Raw genomic sequence first — 23,589 nt, 5'->3', positions numbered from 1 at the left:
TGTTAAATTTTCCGATATTTTTTTAAAGCGATTATGTTGAGAATAATGAAGAGCAGCGCAAACCCTAAAAGGATCAGTAAATCAGTGCGAATATCGCTTAAGCCCAGACCTTTATACATGACATCAACCAAGGCATTCCCTCCGTAATACATGGGCATAAATTTGGCAATCACCTGGAGCCAATCCGCCATTTGGTCAACTGGAAGAATCCCTGCAAAAAAGACTTGTGGAATAATGGCAATCGGAATAAATTGCATCATTTGAAATTCCGAATTGGCAAAGGAGGATAAGAGAATACCTAATGATAATGCTACTAATGCTAAGCATAAATTGATGAGAATTACATTTCCTAAAGAACCAACAAGCATAATATCTAAAACTTTAACAGCATAAAAAACAACAATTAAGGTTTGAATGATCGCGAAAATGCCATAACCTAAAAGGTAACCAAAGACGAGATCTCTTCTTTGAATCGGGGTAGCCATTAATCGGTCTAGTGTTCCAGTCGTACGTTCTCGTAGCAAGGCAATCCCGGAAATAAGAAAGACAAAGAAGAAAACGAAGAAGCCAACAAGAATCGGGCTTAATTGATCAAAAAAGGTCGTATCTTGATCACCGTAGATATACGAAAAATTCATGTCTGGTTCTTCCATCTGCCCAATATTTTCAGGAGCATTTGGCAACTGAGTTTGGACATTCTTGATGAACTCAGTTAAATTTTCTGCTTGTTTCTCCGCGTTTTCTGCGGCAACAGCTTGAATAACTTTCATTTGGAGTGCTTTTGTTGAGGATGGCTCCGCATTTGTTAAAATTAGATTGATTTTGTCCCCATCAAATTGCAGAATTCCATCCAAGTCATCTTCCAGTATAACCTTTTCCTTGTTTATTGGCTGCTCATATTCTTTGACAATAATATCGTTATCTTCTAGCTGGTTGAAAACAGACGCATCGGCATTTAGAACACCAAGCTTCGGAATCGTGGTGTCGCTAGAAAATAAATAATGCAGGAGAGTAAGAATGAGCAATGGGGCAATCATCATCAGGGCGAGCGCCCGCCTATCACGTAGCATTTGCTGGATAATTCGCTTCACAACAGCAGTTATCCTCATTTTACTTCCCCTCCAGCTTGTAAGAATACGTCCTCTAAATTCACAATCCCATATTGCTGCTTTAACTGTTGTGGAGCTCCGCTTGTAAGGATTTTTCCATCCCTGATCATCGCGAGTTGATCACATTTCTCTGCTTCATCCATCACATGAGTTGTCACTAATATGGTTTTTCCCGTCCTTTTTAGTCGGCTGATCTCTGCCCAAATTGATCGGCGTAATTCCGGATCAATTCCCACAGTGGGTTCATCTAATACAAGCACCTCAGGATCTTGAATCAGAGCTACAGCAAGTGATAAGCGACGTTTCATCCCACCTGAATAATTTTGGACTTTTTTATGCAGATGAGAAGAGAGGTCTACTAAATCAGCCGCATAAGCAATCCGTTTTTTCTTCACATCTTTTTTTAACTTAAAGAGCGAGGCAAAGAAGGAGAGATTTTCTGCTCCCGTTAGGTCTGCATATAAGGCATCTGCTTGCGCCATATAGCCAATTTCTTGTAATACTTTCAAATTAGGGACAGCTGTTCCTAAGACATGGACCTCTCCAGTAGAAGGACGATCCATACCAACAATTAATTTTACCAATGTTGTTTTTCCAGAACCAGAAGGCCCGATCAGACCATAGATTTGCCCGGGCTCCACCGTTAAATCAATTTCGTTTAAAACTACTTTTTTTCCAAACTGTTTGCTAATGCCCTTCATTACAATTGTGCTAGTCATATCTACTCCTCCTTCAAGGGAAAATGAGTGATTACTCACTACCATAAATGAATATTAAATATTAGTCAATAGTTAGACCATTTTGAAAATAATCAATCACCATGGTAAACTCAACTTGTAGAGAATGACGAGGGAGAAGGGGAGTTTCATTAATGGAGACGGCAAAGAAGGACAGGTCATTTAAACTTATTGCACTTGATTTGGATGGAACATTGTTAAATCGGCGTCATGAGATCTCGGATGAAAATCGAAAGGCAATTGCGGAAGCGGTGGAAAAGGGAGTTCAAATCGTGATTAGTACGGGGCGCCACGTAAAATCTTGTAATGATTATGCAGGTTCTTTACAGCTGACTTCCTATTTTGTGGCTGTCAATGGAAGTGAAATCTGGGATCCATCAGGGAATTTGCTTGAACGGACTCCACTTCAGCGAGATTATGTCCAGACAATGTGGGAGCTATGCGATCAACATGGGGCTCATTTTTGGGCAATGACTCCTGAATTAGAATTTCGAGACGGCTTTCCCGATGAAATTGCTGAACGGGAATGGCTCAAATTTGGCTTTCATGTGGATGATCAAGAAGTTAGAGAGAAGATTTTAACAGAGCTAAGAAAGAATAAGCAATTAGAAATTAGCAATTCAAGCCCCTCTAATATTGAGGTGAATGCCCTTGGAATCAACAAAGCAAATGCTTTAAAAAAGGTGTGTGATCGCCTTGGAATTTCGATGGATCAAATGCTGGCTGTTGGTGATAGCCTGAATGATTTAGCGATGATTAAAGCAGCTGGTTGTGGTGTCGCCATGGGAAATGCTCAAGAATTAGTGAAAGAATCAGCCGATTGGATAACAGACACGAATGAAGCAGATGGGGTTGCAAAGGCCATTCGTCATTGGGTTTTGAATGAAGAAAAAGTGTAAGTGTGATTCGCAAATATCTATTTTTAGGAGATGAGGATTTTCATTCACAATAAGAAACGCCATTTTGGCGTTTTTTATCCCGAATTAACTGGCAGTAATACCCCCACTTCAAAAATTTGAGGTAAAAACGAGAATTGTAAGTGGGGGACAACTGCCAGTAAATACCCGATTGGTTCAACTAACATTCAGTGGGGGATGAAAAAACCCCCCACTGAATGAAGTTTCACTTTATTGTGACCAAATACTTGCGGAGTTTGTAAAATTCAAGCCAGTGGATAAATCTATTATGGAAACTCCCCCGATAATTGGAAGAACACAATCTTAAAGTAGAGAACCCCCTAACATGATAAAGGGACCCATATCTAAATAGGGGAACTCATACTTGAAGTGAGAAACCCATAAATTAGTAGAGGACACCATATCTAAGAAGAGAAACCCATATCTAAATAGAGCCCCCCATAATTCCGAGGAGAAACCCATTTTTGAAGTAAGAACCCCATAATTCCGATAAGAACCCCATACTTGATTAAGAGTCCCCATTTTTAAAGTAAGAAGCCCATTCCTTGACTCGAGAACCCCATACCGAAGGTGAAAATCCCAATTATCGAAACTGAAAACCCGTTTTCAGTAATGAAGTTTTTTCTATTTCATGTCCCTTGCGTCTTTCGAACCCATAAATTTTAGGGGGAATTATTGGTATGCATAAGTGATATACCAATTGGATTATTTAAGCTGAAAATGCAAATTATGTCGTACTTTAGAGGATTTTAGTATAAAGTCATATCAAATTCAAATGATATATTGATATTTTAATTTGTGTATTGACTTTGATGTATATATCCTGTTATGGTGAATGTATGCGCTTACCCGCAGCATTCTAAAAAGTACTTTTGGGGACATAACGAGCAGCAATAAGGACATTCGAAGATGTTTGTGTAGGCGTAATCAATAGGACTGAGAGAATACGAGAAACAATAACCTACTTCGCTCAGAAGTTGAAAGGGGGAAAATGAAGTATAGAAAACTGGCAAACTACAACAGTGTAAAACGGAAAAATTCTGAATAACATATCCAACGTGGTAAAGAAAGGCGTACATTAGGAAACGATAACGAATGATGGATCCCGAGAGTATGAAAATAATGGTTGATTCTTGACGTCTAGCTCCAGGCGCTATAGACTCGCAGGAGCGCGTTGTAACCTACAGGATGTCCTAGTGCAGGCGAAGCGCTAGGACGGCACAAACTTAACCGATGTTCTGCATAATAACCTGGAACAATGAAAGGCAAAGAACGCCTCAGAACATTTGCTTGTCGAAGGTAGCGGGAGCCTTGTGTTTTTGTTGATTCTACTCTCAAAAAAATAATGGGAGGATTCCATAGTGAGAAAAAAAGTTTCTTTTAGCGTATTTTTACTATTAATATGTTTGTCTTTGTTATTTCAAGAAACAAGTTTTCGTGTTGTGAAAGCGGAGCAGAATGCTGAGGGGATTTGGGGAGAGAGAGCAGAGAGGTCACAGGATTCTTTGCAGGCTAATTTTTGGAATAAGGACATTAGCATGTTTAATAACAAATATCCGAATGAAAATGATGACGGTTTTAATTATTGGTGGCAGGCACATGCCATTGATGTGCTGGTAGATGCTTATGAGCGAGCAGGGGAGAAAAAATATATTGACCGAGCAGATTCATTGTATTCTGGTGTTGTCGAGCGAAATGGTGGAATAACAAATCATTTTTATGATGATATGTTATGGATGGCATTGGCGATGTTTCGTCTGTATGAACATACGAATGATGAAACGCATAAGAATGCTGTTTTTACATTGTGGGAAGATATTAAAACGGGATGGCGAGATGACTTGGGTGGAGGCATTGCTTGGAATAAAGATTCAGATTTTTTAAATACACCATCTAATGCCCCAGCGATTATACTGGCTGCCCGACTGTATCAAGAGTACGGGGATGAAGGCGATTTAGAATGGGCCCAAAAAATATATGAATGGCAGACGTCCACACTTGTCGATCCTGAAACAGGTATTGTCTATGATGGCATCGAGGGAGATGACTTCCATAGTGAGGAATATACTTACAATCAAGGAACATACGTCGGTGCAAATGTAGAACTCTTTAGGGTCACTAAGGATCAGGAATATTTGCAATCAGCGATCCGGACAGCTGAAACGACAATAGAACGGTTTACCAATGAAAATCAAATTATACATGAACGTGGTGGCGGGGATGGAGGTCTGTTTAATGGGATATTGATCCGCTATCTGTCCGATTTAGCTTTAGAAGACCTGACACAGGAACCGATTGCACAGTTAATTTTGCATAATGCTGAAAGTGCATGGCAATTAGCGGAGTCTGAAGATGAAATTCTTTTCGGTGCTTCATGGCAAAATCCGCCGAATTATCCGGTTGACCTTAGTCAGAATCTAAGTGGTGTCATGTTGATGGAGCAAGCTTTCATACTAGATAGGACTTTTCCGGGACCATCACTAGAAGATCTATTTGATCGTGTGGAACGACTGGCTAATGGAGATGAAATGACAGATCCACAAGCAGTGCGCACATTAAAATTTCATTTGCGATCAATCGAACATTTCGAAAAGAAAAAAGCGTTTGGTAAAATGAAAAAGCATTTAGATGGCTTTAACCTTTTACTAGACCAGCAAAAAGAACTAAAGGTTATTTCAGCAAAAGCGTATAGGGAGCTGCGAACTGCGACAAATAGATTAATTGAACACTTGACAGAGAACGAGGGTACTAAATTTTAGTAAAATTGTAACAAATAATAACCGATGAAAATCTTGTGTTTCGTAGGTTTACTACTTGTTGCCTTATCCTCGTGGTGAATAAAAGACTGCGAATAACGATTGTTAATAAAGTAATATGTATTCGATATACGATAACGATGTTTTTAATGTATTTAGCCCCCTATTAAACGGGTGATATACCATTAACCTTTCCAAAAATTAACTGGAGATAGAAATGGTGTCAATATCCTGATTAGACTTTAGGGGGCTGCTCTTGTTTAGATGCAATTTTCGATGAATGACATCATGTTAGATCAGCTGGATTCAAAGAATACGTCGATTTGCTTGCTCATCCATCGCGCTTATCCTCCCTATTTTCACCTAATCACTCGAAAGGCTAATAACTCCGCAGTATTATAGCTCCCCTAGCAGTATTTCTAGATGGCTGTCCGGTAGAAAATTGTCTCTATTCATACGATCATGTACAATAAAACACAAGTACTCCTATTTGATATACAAGTACTTGTAAAAATATCGTTTCACAGTGAGGTAAAAATGAACAAGAAAAAGAAAGTAACGATTTATGATATCGCTAGAATTTCCGGATTTTCACCTAAAACAGTATCCAGAGTAGTAAATGGTGAGAAAAATGTAAAAAAGTCAACTTATGAAAAAATCAATCAAATTTTACAAGAGTATAATTATGTACCGAATACTTATGCGCGAGGATTGATTAATAAAACCAATCGCAATATTTTAATTTCTGTTCCGAAAACAGAATTTTACCCTTTGGAATGGTTTCATATTTTATTAGAAAAGATTATCCTCGAATGTAGAAAGCATGATATGAATACAATTGTGGAGTACACGGAACCGAATGACAGCATGGAAAATTCTGTCCTGTACTCATCCAGTAGTTTTATTGGGGCAGCGGTGATTTTTTATGAATCTCCGATGGACCAGCGGATTATTTATCTTCAAAAGCTAGGAATTCCTTTTATTGTTTTTGGAAAGAGTGATACAGAAGGCGTTACCTATGTGACGAACAATGACTATGATGCATTAAAGTCATTGATGTACTATTTAGTCAGCAAAGGTTTAGAGAAAGTGTCTCTATTGATTGGAGATCAATCCCTGGTCAATATGGACCGGGTACAAGGAGTAAAGGATGCCTATGGTGAACTAGGATTAGACGCAAGCTTAATTGAAGTGGTTTATCAGATGAAGACAGTCGAAGATGTCTACCTATATACGAAGGCAGGCTTTACAAAGGAGAATATACCTGATGCCATTTTTGTCTCTGGTGATGAAAAAGTGATTGGCTTAATCCGAGCTTTGAATGAATTAAATATAAAAATACCAGCGGATGTCTCTATTGTTGGATTTGACAATATTCCATGGGCTCAATATTTTGATCCTTCCTTAACCACGATTGCCCAAGATTTTACAACTTTATCAAAGGAAATTGTCAATCGTTTAGAAAGCCTAATTAATGGAATGACAGACCTTACTTCAATAGAGGTTCCAACCAAATTAATTATCCGCGAAACAACCAAATAAAAAGTTGAGGTTTAGCTTGAAATGGAATACGTATTCATGTATAGTGTTAATAACCTAAATTTGACATCGGTGTCAAAGAGGCGATGCCGATGTCGAAACTTGAAATAGGTAAAATACTAATCTTGTAAAATTGACATCGATGTCAATAGTAAGAGAGAGGGAGATACAATGAGTACTTTAAAATTTCATCAAAACGGAAAAATCAAATGGTTTCCTGGCAATACGATTGTCAGTAATTTATATCCTGATCCGAATGTGGTAAATACAATTCAAAAAATCCAAAAGGAATATCAAGCATTACCTTTTGCGCAAAAATATTCATTTTTACCAATTGAATCCGTTCACATGACCGTCTTTGAATTATTATGTCATTTTAATCGTTCGCCAGAAAAATGGAGTGAATTTCTAAATTTGGATGAGTCTTTAGAGAAAATAGATGAATTTTTTCATAACAAGTTAGAGTCATTACCCTTTATTCAAAACCTAAAAATGAAACCGCTACAAATACGTTCGACTGTTTTAGAGGTAGATCCTGGTGATGAAGAGACAAACCGGAGAATGAAGGCGTTTCGTGATCAACTGACAGAGGCCACAGGCGTAAGATTTGCCAACCATGATAAGTACCAGTTTCATATATCTTTTGCTTATCTGATTGCTGAGTTAACATCGGAAGAAAAGCAAGTCATCGCACAATTAAATGAACGATTGCGCAGGGAAGTCATCACCAACATGGAGCCAGTGAAGATTGAAAAAATAGATTACACGGTTTTTGAAGATATGTCGGAATTTGTGCCATATAGTAGCGAGGCAAGAGAGAAATTGCGGGTGAAAAAAGGTTACACAACAGAGAGCGAGATGGAGATAGGCAGACCTTGATGAGGAATTGGAGGAGGGAAGCTAAATATGAAGAAACTTTTATCATATCGAAAAATATATAAACGAAATGGAAGACAAATTCATTGCAGGAAGTAAATCTTTTTCAGATTAGGATAAGTATGTAAAAACGATTGAAAAAATGAATGTAGAAGAATAATGGAGATAGAGAATGCGGCATATGAGTGATACAAGAATGTCAATAAATAGAGTGTTCAAAAAGGACGAAGAGAATTGAAGTGTCCTTTTTACCGAACTTTTGAATACCCTCTAATAAGGGAATGTTAATGGGAGGAAGAAAAGATGAAGCAAGTTACAGCCGTACTGATCGGGGCAGGGAGCAGAGGGAACGCCTATGGAAATTATGCAATCGATTTTCCGCACGAGCTAAATTTTGTTGCCATTGCTGATCCAGATATAGAAAGAAGTCAGCTTTTTGCAAAACAGCATGAAATACCGGAAGATTGCGTGTATTCGACATGGACAGACGTGCTTACTCAACCTCAATTAGCAGATGTTATGGTCATCACTACACAGGATCGAATGCATTATGAGCCTACGATGCGCGCTCTGGAAAAAGGGTACCATGTGCTATTGGAAAAACCAATGTCCCCTGACCCTGAGGAATGTATAAAAATGGAAAAGGCTGAAAATCTGTATGATCGGTTGCTAACCATTTGTCATGTTCTTCGTTATACACCGTTCTGGTCTGCTATAAAGCGAACAATTGATGACGGGGAGATTGGAAAAATTGTTTCCATACAGCTGAATGAAAATGTCGGTAATCTCCACATGGCTCATAGCTTTGTGAGAGGAAATTGGAGAAATTCAGATGTTTCAAGTCCAATGATTCTTGCAAAATCATGTCACGATATGGATCTCTTATCTTGGTTGGTTTCTAAACCGTGCACACATGTAAGTTCATTTGGTTCTCTTATGCATTTTCGCAAGGAAAATGCGCCAGAGGGTGCGCCTCTCTATTGCCTTGATGGTTGTCCGGCAGCTGAGCAATGCCAGTACTATGCGCCTAGAGCCTATCTAGAAAAAAACGAGAGATCATTAAGAAAAATTACAAATGATCCTTCTCGTGAAGGGGTTATCAAGGCGCTGGAAAACGGCCCATATGGTAAATGTGTATATCATACAGATAATAATGTAGTCGATCACCAAGTTGTCAATCTTCAATTTCAGGAAGGTGCAACGGCAACCTTCAGTATGTCTGGCTTTACACACGATATTTCTAGAGGAATTCAAATCATGGGAACGAAGGGTGAAATTCGCGGATATATGAAAGAAGATAAGTTTACAGTATATGACTTTTTGACAAAACAAAAAAAGGAGAACTTTATTCATAGACCAAAATCTGGTCATGGTGGAGGGGATACTGGTGTTATGAGTAATTTTTTACATGAGGTACGAAACCACAATGGGAGTAAGGGGCTAACATCCGCTGGTACTTCAGTTGAAAGTCATATGATTGCATTTGCGGCAGAAGAATCAAGGAAAGAACAAGGAAAGTCGATAGATTTAGCCGAATTTAAGGAGAGAGTCAGATTAAGCTAGTTGACTAAGTAAGAAGTTTTATTCCATTTCATTGCAGGTTTTTTCTGCAATAAATCAAGAAACTAGTGGAGAGGAGTAGGAGCTGTAAATAATAAAGCATAGCGTTAAAATCGTTTGCAAATTACCTCATTTGGTTAATGTTATTAAAGAATAGAATTAGGGGAATCCTAGTTTAGGGAGGTGATCTAAGGGGAGCTTCTGTTACCTGAAGTCGAAGATTTTTCATTAATGCTCTACCCTGACTTATGAAGAGATGAGAACAGTCATTAAATCATTATAATGACATCGATGTCAATTTTTTGAAAAGGTGGTTGCGTATGAAAAAGTTTGTTATCTTAACCCTTTTTATAGGTTTACTGACGCTCATGGTATCTTGTCAACGTAAGACTGTTGCAGAGTCCTCAAAAGAGACGGATGATCAGTGGATTGCCGTGACTGATCAAAAGTCTCAGCAGATCCTTGTCTTTGATCCAGCCAAAGAAGGAATGGAAGAAAAGGAGGTATGGGATAAACAGGATGCTGAATGGACTTGGTCACCGACTGATGAAAATGGTTTTGCAGGGTTGCTGGATGGATGGGGACACCCGTCTGATGTCACATTACGTGAAATTGATGGTGAGCAGTATATGGCTGTAACTGACTCTTATGGATTTGTAGGAATTGTCCCTTATCCTGCTGGAGATCAACGAACCTGGGGATTAAATATTGGACTAAGTCCGCATGCGGCGGAAATTTTACCTGATGGGAATATTGCTGTCGCACTTAGTTCATCACCAGGTTCCATACGTATTTACACATCATCAGAAGGGGCTGATTCTGAAGAATTCGCGGAATATCTCCTACCTGGAGCCCATGGGGTCGTATGGGATCCTGAGAAAGAGCTTCTTTGGGCCTTGGGGACAAATTTTCTTGTTGCATTAGAAATAAAGGGAACCAGCAGTGATCCAAGGATTGAAGAAGTTCATAGGGAACAGACCCCAACAAGTGGTGGTCATAATCTATCTGTCGTATACGGTGATACAGATAAACTATGGGTGACGACCGTTACGAATGTCTATCAATATAGTAAATCGAAAAAAGCATGGATAACTGACTATCCAGGAGTAGACGACATAAATAAAGAAAATGTGAAAAGTATTGGCAATCAATTGTCGGGCCAAGTGGTATTAACACAACAAAAAGAGAGTGTTGGCGAAAATAAATTTACAACCGATACGATTGATTTCTATTTACCAACAAATCCGAAGGAAATAAAAGATGCTGAGATGTATAAAGCGAGGATTTGGAGTACTAGCTATCAATAATCAAACAAAAGAGGTGGAGGAGCATGAAAAGAAGTAATCCAGTAGAGTGGAAGGTTGGTACGTCCTATTCGCCAAGTGGCACGCTTACTTTAAGTGAGATTAAAGAAGCAGGCTTAGATAGCATTGAACTTGTTATATCAAGAAATGAGGCTGATTTAAGTTATAAGGGATTAAAGGGGAGGTTCAATTCATACATCCAAAAAGCACATGAATTGGGTCTTGAAGTCTGGTCTGTCCATTTACCTTTTGGGAAAGACTGGGATATTTCTAGCATTAATTTGGAAAAAAGGGATCAGATTCTTAAGTACCATTATGAGTGGCTGAGGTGGGTCAGCGAATGGAATATTAATCAAGTGATCATCCATCCGAGCTATGAACCCATCCCTGACAATGAAAGGCTGGAGCGGATCGAAGCGTGTAAGTCCTCTCTTCATCTATTGGCAGAAAAAGCAAAGCCTTTAGATATTCATATTTGTGTAGAAGATTTACCACGTACGTGTTTGGGGAACACTAGTGACGAAATGAAAACGTTAATTGATGTAAATAAAGATCTACGGGTATGTAGTGATGTTAACCACTTACTACTAGAGACACCTGAACATTTTATTAAAGAGATCGGTGATAAAATAGCAACCGTCCATATTTCTGATTATGATGGAGTGGATGAGAGGCACTGGCTACCAGGGGAGGGCATTATTCAATGGGATCGCGTCATTTCTGCACTTGCTCAGTCTGGTTATGAAGGCACATTTATGTTTGAGGTTAAAATGGATAAACGTTCCCCGAGTCAATTGGTCGATTGTTGGAAAGATTTACTCATTCAGTATAAGAGGGCAGATAAGTAATATATGAAGGAAATCCCTATGCAGTATTTACATGAGAGATTCATAGAATGAACTCGTTTGAGGTTGTGTAGTGCCCACTAAACGTGGATACTTATTATATTTTAACAAACTAGAGGGGGATTAACTTGAAAATCAAAAAGGGTGCTTTGTTACTTATGTTGTCATTCTTTCTAATATTAGCGGCCTGTAGCGGAAAGAAATCCTCTCCACAAACTCCAGAAATCAATGAAGAAGATTTAGAAAACTTGAATGAGTCAGGAATGCCGATTGTCAATAATCCCATTACAATCAAGTTTATGGCTGGGAAACCTTCGACTAATGCTGATGATTATAATGACGTTTTACTCTGGCAAACATATGAAGAAATGACGAATATTCATATCGATTGGGATTTAGTAGACTCTGAGGCTAGAGATGAAAAGCGTAATTTAACGTTGTCCGGTGATACATTGCCAGATGTGTTTTATACAATGTATATGCCTAATCATGATTTACTTAAATATGGACAACAAGGTATTTTTGTAAAGCTCAATGATCTGATCGAGGAGTATATGCCAAATCTCTCGGAGTTATTAGAACAGTATCCTGCCATTCGTAAAGGAATTACTTTTCCAGATGGTAATATTTATGGATTACCAACAATTTATGATCCAGAGTTTACCTCACTTATTTTAGGTTCAAAAGCTTGGATACGTCAGGACTGGCTTGATCAATTGGATATGGAGATGCCTGAAACAATTGATGATTTTTATGATTACTTAAAAGCGGTGAAGGAAACGGACCTTAATGGTAATGGAGAACAGGATGAAATCCCATATGGAGCCACTAGTATTGAGGGATTGAGGGATATTTTAAGAGGGGCATTTGGAATCGGGAATCGAGGGGTAAAGCATGCTTATCTTGATGAAGACCCCGATACCCAAGAGTTGCGCTTCTATCCTACCTCTGATGGGTACAAAGCGGAATTAGAATATTTACACAAACTTTATTCAGAAAAATTAATTGGCCAAAATATTTATACGATTGAAACAAGTCAAAGTAATGCTGAAGGTGCTGAGGGGCTTTATGGAAGTACGGTTTTAACAAGTCCAGAGGCTGCTTATGGTGAAGAAATGGGAAAAGAGTTTGTTGGGCTTTCTGCACTTGAAGGGCCGGCCGGAAAATCCTATCATCGCGCAACACCTCCATTAGCCCACATGGGTGGATTTGTTGTAACGAATGAGAACGAACATATTCCAGCTACCTTAAGATGGATGGATTATTTCTATAGTGAAGAAGGGGCAAAGTTATTCTTCATGGGAGTTGAAGGGGAGACTTATGAAGAAGATGAAGATGGAGAATTACAATATGTAGATAAAATTGCAAACAGTGCTGACGGTCTGTCGCTAAATCAAGAGCTATCTAAATATATGACTTGGCTTGGCGGTGGCTATCCAGGTATTGTCCGCTCAGAAACATTTAAAGGATCGGAAAACATGCCATCCTCTAATGAAGCTGCTGACAGATTAGAACCCTATATGCTGGACACAGAGGATATTTGGCCGAGTTTTACCTATTCAATAGAAGAAAATAATCAACTGTCTGGCTTAGAAGTCGATATTCATAAATACGTTGATGAAATGCAAGATAAATTTATTACAGGTTCAGAACCATTCTCAAAATGGGATGAATATATTGAAAGACTGGAAAAGATGGGCCTAGAAGAATATATGGATATTCAAGAAAAAGCGTATGAGCGCTATAAAAATAATTAATGTTTCTCGTAGTCTAGGAGGTTGCGATCGGTGGGGGGATCTCATCCCCCACTATTAAAGGCTAAATTCACAACATTCTAACGCAACCCCGCTCATCATTTAAGATAAGTACTTTCATATTTGTTCAACTATCAATGACTCTAACAACTTGAAGACTAAATTTATTCAACTGTTGATATAAACAAGTCTCTAGTTAGATTTCATATAATCTGACTACTGAAAACGAGGAGGATCATGATGAGAAAATCATTCATGTTCATTGTTGGAGTTTTAATCCTGTTTCTTGTCGCCGCGTGTAGCAGTAGTAAAGAAACCGAATCGGCTGATACAAAGGCTGAACGAACGGAAAATTTGAATAAAACTGGGATGCCGATCGTAGAAGATAAAATCAGTTTAGACTTTTTTGCTGGGCAGGCTCCTCAAAGTGCGCCCAATTGGAATGATGTCATGCTATTTAATGAATATGAAAAAATGACCAATATCGATATCGAATGGGAGATGGTTCCAAGCACTGGACTTGCAGAAAAAAGAAATTTAAGACTTGCAAGTGATAATTTACCAGATGCTTTTCATAGTGCTTCAGTACCCGAAAATGATATTTTAAAGTATGGACAACAGGGTGTTTTTATTCCTTTAAATGATTTGATTGATGAGTATGCGCCAAATTTAAAAAAGATATTTGAAGAGTATCCAGAAATTGAAAAAGGGATTACCTTTCCGGATGGAAATATATATTCTTTTCCATTGTTAACTGAGCCTGACTTTCTTTCAAGTCGACTTGGCTCTGTACCGTGGATTAATCAAGAGTGGCTTGAGGAGCTAGATATGGATATGCCGAAAACAACGGAAGAATTCTACCAATATTTGAAGGCGGTTCAGGAAAAAGACCCGGGCGGCAATAATGGGATCCCCTATGGATCTGGTAATATTGGAGAGATGGTGAATTGGCTCAAGGGAGCATTTGGGATAGAAAATATGGGATCCGCTAATCCGAATATTGATGTAGACCCGGAAGATGGGGAAGCGTTACGCTTTTATCCTATTTCCGAAGGGTACAAGGAATTATTGCAATATATCAATAAACTATACGAGGAGAAATTAATTGAACAAAATATCTTTTCGATTGATACAAATCAATTTCTCGCAAATGGAAGTGATGGGCTATATGGAAGTACAAATTGGTATGGTCCGATTGAAACATTTGGTGAAGAAGGGGGCAAACCTTTCGTGGGGATTCCGGCTTTGGAAGGACCGCATGGAAACAAAATGATTACGAAGATGAATCCGTCTGTCAATACAGTTGGTGCTTTTCTTATTACACGAGAGAATCAATACCCGGAAGCTACGGTGAGATGGATTGACCATTTTTACGGGAAAGAGGGAATAGAATTATTTTATTTAGGTATAGAGGGAGTAACGTTTGAGGAAAAAGCAGATGGCACAATCGACTTTATTGATGAAATTAATAACCATCCAGACGGATTATCTTTCGAAGAAGCCGTTACAGAGTATTTAACTTTTCCTGGTGGCGGTTCTCCAACTATGACGATTCAAGAATTTTATAGAGGTGGAGGGAGTTCTGAAAAACGATTGACTACTGCGGAATTACTTAAGCCTGATGTTGTAAAAGATCCATGGTCAAGTTTTATTTATACAGAAGAAGAAACAAAGATCTTAGATTCAACTGGAAATGATATTGAAAAATATGTGGACGAAATGCGTGATAAATTCCTTTCAGGGCAGGTTTCTTTTGATGAATGGGATCAATATGTTCAGACAATCGAAGGGCTTGGCTTAGAGGAATACATGCAGGTCAAAGAAGAAGCATATAAAAGGCAAAAAAGTCAATGATCTTGAAGGGGTTGCGAAGGTCCACACAGGAATGAAGCACCCCTCGTAAATGGTCAAACCATTCACTTGTAGGGAGGTATCGTAGAATCTATCAGATTGGCAGTAAATGGATATGTATTGAAATATTAGTGTAAATTATATATATTTAGTGGAAAGAGCTTAGTTAGAAAATACAAGGTTGGTAATTGATTTATTTAAAATAGAACGGTAGGGGAGGAGAAAAATGTTTAATTGGTCTAATAAAAAATCAAGGTTATTATATAAATATCTCTTTTCCTACTTGTTTGTGTTTATGTTGCCTTTTGTTACGATTAGTATCATTTTATATCATATATCAGTAGGAAATTTAGAGAGAGAAATTATTCAATCAAATACGGATAAAATAAACCAAATCCGGGATATCACGGATTCAAGATTGCTTGAGCTCAATCATTTAGCCACTAGAATCTCCTATGATGATCGCTTAACGCCATATATGTTCACGCAAGCTTATCATGATAAACAAGCGATGGAGGAAATTGTAAGATATACAATGAATAACACTTTTATTGATGAATTATTTTTAAATTTCCATGAGTCTGAAGAACTCGTGTATTCCTCTAAAGGGGCAAGTACTTTTCAAAATTTTGCTCGCAGTACCTATCAGGTACAACCCAACAGCATAGAGGATCTAGCCAATGGATTGCATGCTCAATCTGAACCTATGTTGCAAATGATTGATATCGCTTCCAACAGCGGTGAGAATAAACGAGTGATGGCATATTCTTACCCTCTACCCATTCATAGTTCTAGTCCAATCGGTACTGTTACGTTTTTAATTAAGGAAACAGCTTTTTCCAACTTGATTAAAAATACGCTAGATGAATTTGATGGTACGACCTTTATCTTCGATGATTCATTTAATTTGCTTGCTACTAATAAAAACGGGATGCCAATAGATCTGGATTTTGTGAAAAATATTGTTTCAACAGAAACGGGAATTGTCAATAAAAAGTTTGAAAACGAACAATACTCATTTTCTATTGTTCGTTCGGAAACAAGTAATTGGACCTTTGCTACCGTAATACCTACAAAACAATTTTATGGAAAAATGACTTCACTGAAACAGTCTATTTTTGTAATATTATTTATTCTTGCAGCTGTTGGGATGATCGTTGTTTGTTATCTATCTATGAAACACTATAAGCCAATTAAAAATTTGGCTCATTTCCTTAGAAATAAAGAACAGCTTGAAAACAATCGAGTAGAAAATAATGAAATTGAGTTAATTAGAACAAAAATCGAATCTATATATGAAGATAGTCAACATTTAAAGAGAAAAATAATTACACATACCCCCCTTGTAAAGGCTCAATTTCTATCAAAGTTACTAAAAGGTGAGATGAGGGATGAGCAAGAAATAGGCGCTCTAGCAAATGATCTGAATATAACTTTACAAGGAGATAGTTTTTTCGTCATAGCAGTTTCGTATAAAGGGAAAATACAAAAACAAGAAGCCTTTCGTTATTGGGAAAAAATTGTAGAAATCATTGATCAGATCTCCTATCAGGATTGCTATGGATATGGAGTCGAATTAGTCCATGATTATACTGCTGCTCTTATTGTGAATACTAGAGAAGGCTTCGGTAACCTGAATGATAATCGTCAAGTATTTGCCCACCATTTAATTGAGATTTTGAAAGAGCAATGCTTGATTATGCCCGTGGTTGGGGTTGGAAGAATATACAAAGGGGCACATAAGATCAATCGTTCTTTTATTGAAGCGACTGCTTCTATAGAAAACGGCCTCTTAAATCATCAAGATAAAGGGATCTTTTTTGAGAATCTTTATATTGAAAGCAAAGAAACAATTTGGTTTCCGGAAGAGAGCCGATTAAAACTGATTCAAAGCTTAAAACAAGGAGACCATGTTGTAGCCAAAGAAACCTTAGACGAAATCCTATCTAGTCTTGTTCAAAAGGATATCTCTAATCATATGCTGAAATGCACTTGTTTTGATATTATCAACACTATTTTGAAAACCATTTCTGAATTAGATATTCGTCATCAGACAGAAGATGTCAAGGAGCTGACTGAATTCCAATCATTGGATCATTTGAAGGTGAGTGCCAATCTACTGATTGATCAGATTTGTTTAGAGGTTGAAAAAAGAAAGGAAAGTCATAATCATACCTTGCGTGATAACATCATGGAGTATATTCAAAAGCAGTACAAATGCCATGATTTCAGCCTCGATAGCATTGCTGATCATTGTCAAATATCAAGCTCTTATGTGAGCAGATTTATCAGGGAACAAACGGGGGTGACGTTTACTCAGTTTGTTTGGGAATTGCGGATGCAGGAATGTAAAGATCAGTTAATCAATACGCAGCGCACGATTAAAGAGATTGTGATGAATATTGGCTATATGGATGTATCCAATTTTACGCGGAAGTTTAGAAAGGAGGAAGGAATCACCCCTAGTCAATACCGAAAACACCATCAACATCTTACGGAAGAACAAAAGGCGTTATAAGAAACTTAACAATAAAAACTTTGTCCGTTTGGTTGGATTACCAAACAGACAAAGTTTTTTGTTGTATGTAAAAAGATCTGGTATTCCGCTTGCCTGATGGAAAAGGCAGTTATAGCAGATATATGTGGATTTTTTGCTGAATATGTCGATTTGTACATCAACTGCCTATTTGTATAGAACCAATCAATCTATCTAAGGAAAATAGTCCTTGCAAAACTTACATAGTCGGTTCGAAAATCACCTATTTTATTCATTTTTCCTTGATGATACACTATGCGTTAGAAAGCAAAAGATGATGGCGAATCTTAGTAGCAGCATCATGATTATGAAAGAAGGGGGGAATCTTTATCCTTCGTTATCCTTGTTGAGCAGATCTGAATGACTATCATCAATTACTTCTTTTTCGTAATCTCACAATCTAGATATTTGGTTAGGGTTTTATCATCTAATCTATTAAAAACACACCTGAGGTGAGGATGTTTTGGGGATGTATGTAAACGTTTTATTGTGAGTGAAGTTTTATGTGGGAGATGAATCATCAAAGCATTAGCTGGTACGCCTTAACTGATTAATTTGGAGGGTCAACGATGAAAAACAGAAAAGTTATATTCTTTTTAATGCTGTCATTAATGTTAGTTCTAGCCGCTTGTAGTGGCAAGAAGTCTTCTGGTCCTGAAACACCTGAAATAAGTGAGGAGGAGCTGGAAAATGTAAATGATTCAGGCATGCCGATTGTGAATGAGCCGATTACATTGAAATTTATGGCAGGAAAGCCGCCAACCACGGCTGATGATTATAATGAGGTGCTGATTTGGAAGGAATATGAGGAAATGACGAATGTTCATATTGATTGGGAACTCGTCCCATTTGAAGCTAGAGAAGAAAAGCGAAACCTAGCTCTTGCTGGTGGAAAACTGCCTGATGTTTTCTATACGATGGCACTCCCTAACTCTGACCTTTTGAAATACGGAGAACAAGGAACTTTTGTGAAATTAAATGATTTAATTGAGGAATACATGCCCAACCTGACTGCGATATTGGAGGAGTATCCGGAAATAAGGAAGGGGGCAACTTTTCCCGACGGAAATATCTATGGGATTCCAACTATATATGATCCAGAATTTACTTCTGTTATTTTAGGGGCTAAGCCTTGGATTCGCAAAGATTGGCTTGAGCAGTTAAACATGGATATGCCAGAAACCATCGATGATTTCTATGACTATTTAAAAGCAGTGAAGGAAACGGATTTAAACGGAAATGGAAAGCAGGATGAAATTCCATATGGTGGTACGAATATATCGGATTTAAGACAGGCGTTAAATGGTGCCTTTGGAGTTGGGAATAAAGGCAATAAACATGCTTATTTGGATGAGGATCCGAAAACAGGCGACTTACGCTTTTTCCCAATTTCCGATAGCTACAAAGAGCTTTTGGAATATTTAAACAAGCTGTATTCAGAAGGGCTTATTGCTAAAAACATTTATACAATTGATAATAACCAAAGCTATAGTGAAGGAACAGAAGGACTATACGGAAGTACAACTATCACAAGCACCGAAACAATTTATGGGAAGGAAATGGGGAGCAACTTTGTCGGGATGCCAGCGCTAGAAGGGCCCGGTGGGAAAACATATAATAAAGCCACCTCTTCATTAAACCATATGGGGGCATTTGTAGTGACAAGCGAAAATGAGAATATTCCTGCAACCCTGAGATGGCTGGATCATTTCTATAGTGAAGAAGGCGCGGAATTATTCTTTATGGGAATTGAAGGCGAGACCTTTGAACGCGATGAAGACGGAAATGCTCAATACCTAGATAAAATTACGGATAGCCCTGATGGTTTATCAATGGAGCAAGAGTTGTCTAATTATGTCACTTGGCTTGGAGGCGGCTATCCGGGAATTGTAAAGCAAGAAACATTCCAAGGTGCAGAAAGTTTGACATCTTCTATTGAAGCCGCGGAAAAATTAGAGCCGAATATGTTGGATGAAATCTGGCCAAGTTTCACCTATACAGTAGAAGAAAATAATAAATTATCTGGCTTGGAAGCGGATATCCATAAATATGTTAACGAAATGCAAGATAAATTCATTACAGGAACCGAGCCTTTTTCAAAATGGGACGACTATATTAAAGAGATTGAGAAAATGGGCTTAGATCAATATATGGAGATCCAAGAGGAAGCATATAAGCGATATAAAAGCAATTAATGATTTGAATTTAGCGGGGGAGGGCTGTCTTCAGCAGTTTGCACAACCTTATCCCTTTTATCTCGAATCAACTGGCAGTACTCCCCCCACTTCAAGAACTCGAGGAGAAATGAGAACGGTAAGTGGGGGATGGTTGCTAGTAGAAACTAACAATCCGTTTTACTTTAATGATACAAAGGAGGTTCCTTTATGCATATGAAGAACGCAGAGGTTGAGCATAAAATCGTCATGCCTGGAAGCCGCTTTTCGCGAATCCGCAAAAACTTTCTTAAAAGCTGGCAATTGTATACCTTTCTATTACCCGCCCTGACTTTTTTTATCATATTCCACTATATCCCGATGTATGGGGTACAAATTGCCTTTAAGGACTTTTTTGCGACGATGGGGATTAACGGAAGTCCATGGGTAGGCTTTGAGCATTTTGAACGTTTTTTCAATTCCTATTACTTTTGGCGGTTATTGAAAAATACCTTAATTATCAGCCTCTATCAATTATGTCTATTTCCACTGCCCGTCATTTTCGCTTTAATGCTAAATGAGCTCCGGAATGGGGCCTTTAAGAAATGGACGCAAACGTTAACCTATGCCCCCCACTTTATTTCTGTCGTCGTAGTGGTTGGGATGATTATTGCCTTTTTAGATCCGACGACCGGGATTGTCAATCATTTGATTGAGACGCTAGGTGGTAGCTCTGTTCAATTCCTGACAAGTCCAGATTGGTTTAGGCATATCTATGTGTGGTCTGGTGAGTGGCAAGGACTTGGCTGGGGATCGATTATTTATTTGGCGGCGCTTGCAGGGGTGAATCCGGAACTGTTAGAAGCAGCGAAGGTGGATGGAGCAACAAGACTCCAACGGATTATCCACATCAATATTCCAGCGATTTTACCGACCATTGTGATTCTCTTTATTTTGAATATCGGGAAATTTATGTCGGTTGGATTTGAGAAAGTGTTGCTTTTGCAAAACTCCTTGAACTCGGAAACATCCGATATTATTCAAACATTTGTCTATGAAACAGGTTTATTGGAAGGGCAATATAGTTTCGCTGCGGCTGTTGGTTTATTCGACTCGGTCATTAATATCATTCTACTTGTGACAGTCAATCAAATTGCGAAAAAAGTCAGCGATAACAGCTTATGGTAAAGGAGGGGAGCAACAATGAAGAATATGAGTGTATCGGATAAAACCTTTGATTTGATTAATAAAATTCTAGTCGGATTTCTGACGTTAGTCATTGTGTATCCGCTTATTTTTGTGATCAGTGCCTCAATTAGTGATCCGGCAGCGGTAAGTACAGGGAAAATGTGGCTGTGGCCGGTCGATATCACCTTTGCGGGCTATCAACGGGTCTTTCAAAATGACGCAATTTGGCTGGGATATCGGAACACGATTTTTTATACGATTATCGGGACAATTATTCACTTAATTGTGTTATTGCCTTGTGCATATGCTTTATCGAGAAAAGAAGTGATGGGGAAGAAATACATTCTCTGGATCATCCTGTTTACGATGATGTTTAATGGGGGATTAATCCCAACTTACCTCGTCATTAAAACATTGGGGATGGTCGATACGATTTGGGCGATTGTCATTCCGGGTGTAGTTGGAGCGTGGTCGATTCTTGTAGCACGAACATTCTTTCAACAAACCATTCCCGATCAGTTAGTAGAAGCCGCTAAAATTGATGGGGCTTCGGACTACTATATCTTCGGAAAAGTAGTGATTCCCCTCTCAATGCCAATTATTGCGGTTATGGCTTTATTCCATGCGGTCAGCTTGTGGAATCAATATTTTACCGCTTTGATCTATCTTTCAGATGAAAAGTTGTATCCATTGCAGCTGATTCTACGGCAGATATTGGTGGTCGCGCAAATTAGCCAAGAAGGTGGCGGTGGGCCGGGAGAAATCGAATCCTTGGTCGAACAGGTGAAAACAGCCAGCTTAGTGAAATATGCGGTCATTATGGTCTCTTCCTTACCGCTGTTAATCGTCTACCCATTCCTTCAACGCTTCTTTGTGCAGGGGGTATTGATTGGATCAGTGAAAGAGTAAGGAAGCATTTATTCTATAACACATTAGAAGAGCCATTGGTAGCTGGCAGGATGTCAGCTATCGATGGCTCTTCTTTAATTCTAAAAACGAATATATTTTGCCTTCAATCCCCATTAAAAATTGAATTTTTCACGATCACATGCTCGACTTCACGAATGGATTCTAAATTAGTTCCACCCGCATAGGAAATGGCAGACTGGAGATCTTGCTCCATTTCTGTTAGTGTATCTTGCAATTGTCCTTTATGTTCCACTAACATCTTTTTCCCTTCCACATTTTTCTTTTCCCCTTTTTGGAATTCAGAAGCAGAACCGAAATATTCTTTATAAAGCTTGCCATTTTGCATAATCGTTCTACCAGGAGATTCTTCATGTCCGGCAAAAAGTGAACCAACCATAATCATAGAAGCACCGAAATGAATTGATTTAGCAATATCTCCATGTGTGCGAATTCCACCATCTGCAATAATCGGCTTACTTGCAGCTTCCGCACACCATTTCAGCGCTGCTAATTGCCAGCCAGCTGTCCCAAATCCAGTCTTAATTTTTGTAATGCAAACCTTCCCTGGCCCAACGCCCATTTTTGTGGCGTCTGCCCCTGCAGTTTCTAAATCACGGACCGCTTCAGGTGTCGCGACATTTCCAGCAATCACAAAGGTTTGAGGCAGTAGCTGTTTAATATGCTGAATCATTTGAATGACCGCGTTTGAATGGCCATGAGCGATATCAATTGTAATAAATTCAGGAATGATCTGTATATCTGCTAATTGTTGAATAAAAGGATATTCTTCTTCTTTCACTCCCACACTGATCGAGGCAATCAATCCTCGCTCATGCATCCCTTTAATAAAGTCAATACGTTTTTCCGGCTGAAAACGATGCATGATATAAAAGTAACCGTTTTCTGCAAGGTAATACGCAATCTCCTCATCAATAATTGTCTGCATATTTGCAGGCACAACAGGTAATTTAAATTTATGGTTACCTAACATGACAGTTGTATCACATTCTGAACGACTCTGAACAACACATTTTCTTGGAATTAATTGAATATCTTCATAGTCAAAAATAGTTTCCAACAAGTAACACTCCTAAACACGAATGATATTTTAGTATTATTTAATAATGTTCGTACATATCATAATGTACCTTATTTTCCCTTGATTGTCAAAGGGAGCATGTTCTAGTTGAGGAGTGATAGTCACAAATACCAAATTGAATAAATATTTCTAAACCAATCGCATGGTAGCAATCAAAATATACTAGCTCTAGACTTCGAGTCAGGTGTCTGGAACGATGTTTAAGTTTATCCCGCATTAACGGGCAGTAATACCCCCACCTAAAGGCTTTAGAGAATACGGAGAAGCAGAGGTGGGGGATGCACTGCCCTAATCTAGCTTCAGCGACTAGCGACTAGCAAATTTACGATTTCTGTTTGCGTAAGTCAACATCGATTCGCCCTTTGAGCTCATCGTGTTTCCTTTATCTCGTCAGAACCCTTTAAATTTGTACGTCGCTGGACAGGCACTTCCGCCTTTTTGAGTAAAATCCCGATT

General features: G+C 38.5%; 16 protein-coding genes. 13 read left to right on the top strand and 3 right to left on the bottom strand.

Going from position 1 to position 23,589, the window contains the following annotated elements; all coding sequences use genetic code 11:
- Positions 1 to 2: 2 nt before the first annotated feature.
- Both IPU53_RS02055 and IPU53_RS02050 read right to left on the bottom strand, forming a co-directional pair.
- Entirely contained in the window at positions 3 to 1,109 is a 1,107-nt protein-coding gene (locus IPU53_RS02055) for an ABC transporter permease (RefSeq protein WP_207447066.1), read from the bottom strand.
- The gene (locus IPU53_RS02050) at positions 1,106 to 1,828 is read right to left on the bottom strand and encodes an ABC transporter ATP-binding protein (RefSeq protein ID WP_207447064.1); all 723 of its coding nucleotides are present in this window, start codon (positions 1,826 to 1,828) and stop codon (positions 1,106 to 1,108) included. The genes IPU53_RS02055 and IPU53_RS02050 overlap by 4 nt, the downstream gene beginning before the upstream one ends.
- Before the next feature lie 152 nt (positions 1,829 to 1,980).
- Here IPU53_RS02050 and IPU53_RS02045 point away from each other — a divergent pair, with 152 nt between their 5' ends.
- The 13 genes from IPU53_RS02045 (at position 1,981) to IPU53_RS01985 (ending at position 22,034) form a co-directional block, all read left to right on the top strand.
- Positions 1,981 to 2,745, top strand: coding sequence for a Cof-type HAD-IIB family hydrolase (locus tag IPU53_RS02045; RefSeq protein WP_207447063.1), 765 nt, complete (start codon positions 1,981 to 1,983; stop codon positions 2,743 to 2,745).
- Positions 2,746 to 4,124: 1,379 nt separating this feature from the next.
- Positions 4,125 to 5,522 (top strand): glycoside hydrolase family 76 protein, encoded by a 1,398-nt coding sequence (locus tag IPU53_RS02040; RefSeq protein WP_207447061.1) that lies wholly within the window; start codon positions 4,125 to 4,127, stop codon positions 5,520 to 5,522.
- Between the two features lie 534 nt (positions 5,523 to 6,056).
- Positions 6,057 to 7,061, top strand: coding sequence for a LacI family DNA-binding transcriptional regulator (locus IPU53_RS02035; RefSeq protein ID WP_207447059.1), 1,005 nt, complete (start codon positions 6,057 to 6,059; stop codon positions 7,059 to 7,061).
- A 168-nt stretch (positions 7,062 to 7,229) separates the two neighbouring features.
- Positions 7,230 to 7,937, top strand: coding sequence for a DUF1868 domain-containing protein (locus tag IPU53_RS02030; RefSeq protein WP_207447057.1), 708 nt, complete (start codon positions 7,230 to 7,232; stop codon positions 7,935 to 7,937).
- Positions 7,938 to 8,237: 300 nt separating this feature from the next.
- Positions 8,238 to 9,497, top strand: a complete 1,260-nt coding sequence (locus IPU53_RS02025; RefSeq protein ID WP_207447055.1) for a Gfo/Idh/MocA family protein — start codon at positions 8,238 to 8,240, stop codon at positions 9,495 to 9,497.
- Positions 9,498 to 9,814: 317 nt separating this feature from the next.
- Positions 9,815 to 10,801 carry a DUF6528 family protein gene (locus IPU53_RS02020; RefSeq protein ID WP_207447053.1) on the top strand — a complete coding sequence of 329 codons (987 nt, stop codon included), beginning with the start codon at positions 9,815 to 9,817 and terminating at the stop codon, positions 10,799 to 10,801.
- Positions 10,802 to 10,824: 23 nt separating this feature from the next.
- Positions 10,825 to 11,646: a sugar phosphate isomerase/epimerase family protein gene (locus IPU53_RS02015; protein ID WP_207447051.1), complete on the top strand. Its 822-nt coding sequence runs from the start codon at positions 10,825 to 10,827 to the stop codon at positions 11,644 to 11,646.
- A gap of 125 nt (positions 11,647 to 11,771) precedes the next feature.
- A complete protein-coding gene (locus IPU53_RS02010; protein ID WP_207447049.1) occupies positions 11,772 to 13,400 on the top strand; it encodes an extracellular solute-binding protein in 1,629 nt (542 codons plus the stop codon).
- Positions 13,401 to 13,634: 234 nt separating this feature from the next.
- On the top strand, positions 13,635 to 15,251 hold the full coding sequence (locus IPU53_RS02005) for an extracellular solute-binding protein (protein ID WP_207447047.1): 1,617 nt from the start codon (positions 13,635 to 13,637) through the stop codon (positions 15,249 to 15,251).
- Positions 15,252 to 15,474: 223 nt separating this feature from the next.
- Positions 15,475 to 17,766, top strand: a complete 2,292-nt coding sequence (locus IPU53_RS02000; RefSeq protein ID WP_207447045.1) for a helix-turn-helix domain-containing protein — start codon at positions 15,475 to 15,477, stop codon at positions 17,764 to 17,766.
- A gap of 587 nt (positions 17,767 to 18,353) precedes the next feature.
- Positions 18,354 to 19,979 (top strand): extracellular solute-binding protein, encoded by a 1,626-nt coding sequence (locus IPU53_RS01995; protein ID WP_207447043.1) that lies wholly within the window; start codon positions 18,354 to 18,356, stop codon positions 19,977 to 19,979.
- Between the two features lie 195 nt (positions 19,980 to 20,174).
- Complete coding sequence (locus IPU53_RS01990; RefSeq protein WP_207447471.1) at positions 20,175 to 21,125, top strand: ABC transporter permease; 951 nt, start codon at positions 20,175 to 20,177, stop codon at positions 21,123 to 21,125.
- Positions 21,126 to 21,140: 15 nt separating this feature from the next.
- Positions 21,141 to 22,034: a carbohydrate ABC transporter permease gene (locus tag IPU53_RS01985; protein ID WP_207447034.1), complete on the top strand. Its 894-nt coding sequence runs from the start codon at positions 21,141 to 21,143 to the stop codon at positions 22,032 to 22,034.
- A gap of 103 nt (positions 22,035 to 22,137) precedes the next feature.
- On the opposite strand, the gene guaC is transcribed toward IPU53_RS01985, so the two are convergent.
- Entirely contained in the window at positions 22,138 to 23,112 is a 975-nt protein-coding gene (guaC, locus tag IPU53_RS01980; RefSeq protein WP_207447032.1) for a GMP reductase, read from the bottom strand.
- Positions 23,113 to 23,589 lie beyond the last annotated feature (477 nt).

It is taken from the genome of Bacillus sp. SD088 (assembly GCF_017355205.1).
GTDB lineage: Bacteria > Bacillota > Bacilli > Bacillales > Bacillaceae_C > Lederbergia.
Note: the sequence above shows the minus strand (reverse complement) of the source record. Positions and strands in the feature narration are given on the sequence as shown.